1 protein-coding gene and 1 pseudogene are annotated in these 1,545 nt (G+C 72.2%); one reads left to right on the top strand and one right to left on the bottom strand.

What is annotated here, in order from left to right; translation table 11 throughout:
* Nucleotides 1-1,121, bottom strand: a pseudogene (locus tag PLL68_RS15025) (hypothetical protein); the annotation flags it as partial.
* Between the two features lie 207 nt (nucleotides 1,122-1,328).
* On the opposite strand from PLL68_RS15025, the gene PLL68_RS15020 reads away from it, so the two are divergent.
* Nucleotides 1,329-1,545 (top strand): hypothetical protein (locus tag PLL68_RS15020; protein WP_324535478.1); only part of this gene is annotated, 217 nt, incomplete at its 3' end.

The raw sequence follows: 1,545 nt of genomic DNA, 5'->3' as shown, positions 1-1,545 counted from the left end.
AGGCGGGTGCGCTCGTCCTCGACGGCGCGCAGCGCCCCGGACAGGGATGCCGCCTCGCTGGCGTCGAGACGGACCACGCGCCACGAGCGCCACTCCCGAGCCGTCGCCTGCTGGGCGTTGATCGCGGCGGCCAGGGCCTGCGGGCTGATGCCGCTTCCCGGGGTGGGTCGCAGGATGCGTGCGGGCGCGCACACCACGGCCCGACCCTCGCGATCCACCGCGGCCAGGGGCCGAGGGGCGATGCAGAAGACGACGTCGCCGGGTTCGGTGCGCCGCGCCCGCGGCGCTGCGACCTCGAGGTCGAACGGGTCGACACCGAGGGCGCTGGTTGCCGCCTCACCGGGCATGGCCGCGAGATCGTCGACTCGGAGCACCCGGACACTCCCGGCGGTCAGTTCAGCAGGGTCCACGCGTGTCCCCGGGATGACGGCCAGAGCGCCGGTGATGATGAGATCGTCCAGAGTGAGCAAGGGCGCCGCGGGACGGCGGGTGAGGATCGCCGACGGCGCCAGGACGGCATCCGAGGTGGAAGGGGCGAGCGACTCCGCAAGGCGGCGGGCCTCCACGACGCTCTCGGTGCCAGGAACCGACAGGCGATGCGGAGTCACGCCGCGGGAGACCAGCGCCCCTCGGCGGGCGAGCACGTCTGGCACCCGCTCGAGTCGTCCGAGGGCGAAAGCGTGGACGGCACCCAGCCGAGGTTCGGCCAGGGTGGCCGCGATGTCGGACACCAGGGCAGCCGTGACGTCGGGTGAGAGCGCTCGGTCGCTGAGGTCGAACGTGGCAACCCACCGATCAGCGATCGGAGGCAGGCCACGATCCGGGCCGAAGACCCACAGCGCCAGCGCTGCCCGAGGGGAGGCTGGCACGAGCCCCTTCGGAAGCCGCACGATGCAGCGCAGCCGACCCGAACGCAGGACGTCGCTGCGCACCAGATCCAGCCGCGGATCACCCTGCGCATCCACGAGCGCCGATGCCGGCCCGATGGCGACGGCGGCGTCGTCAGGTCGGAGATCGAGCTGCACCTCCTCGGCAGCCGACAGGACCGCTGCGGTCGACGTCGTGGTGGCCGAGCCAACATCGGCCATTGCGACCACGGGCCGGCTGGTGGTCCTGCTCACGGACAAGCCTCGCGCCACGACCGCGCGACGGACGCGTCGTGTCGCTTCGCGGTCCTGGGAGTCGGGGATGAGGACGTCGTACGGCGTCCCCTCGGGCAGTCGGTCCAGGACGTCGCCTGCGATCTGAGCCGAAGAGGACGGCCCCCTCAGGGTGACCGCCTGCATCGCCTCACCGTTCAGAATCGATGCCATGACGTCCGCCACCACGTGAACCGCCTGGGTGTCGAGCGCGGCGTCGCGAGGAGCCAAGGCTGCAAGGGCGCCTGCAGGGCCGAAAGCAGCCTCGGACAGGGCAGCGGCGCGGGCTGCGAGGCGCGGCAACTCGTCCGATACGGCATCGACCTCGGTGAGGGCGAAGTCGTCATCGGGGTCCAGCTCGTCGGCCAGGTCGAGGATGTCGTGCGCCGCCATGTCGCTGAGCAGC

Source organism: Ornithinibacter sp., from assembly GCF_035443565.1.
In the GTDB taxonomy this organism is placed as follows: Bacteria; Actinomycetota; Actinomycetes; order Actinomycetales; family Dermatophilaceae; genus Fodinibacter.
Note: the sequence above shows the minus strand (reverse complement) of the source record. Positions and strands in the feature narration are given on the sequence as shown.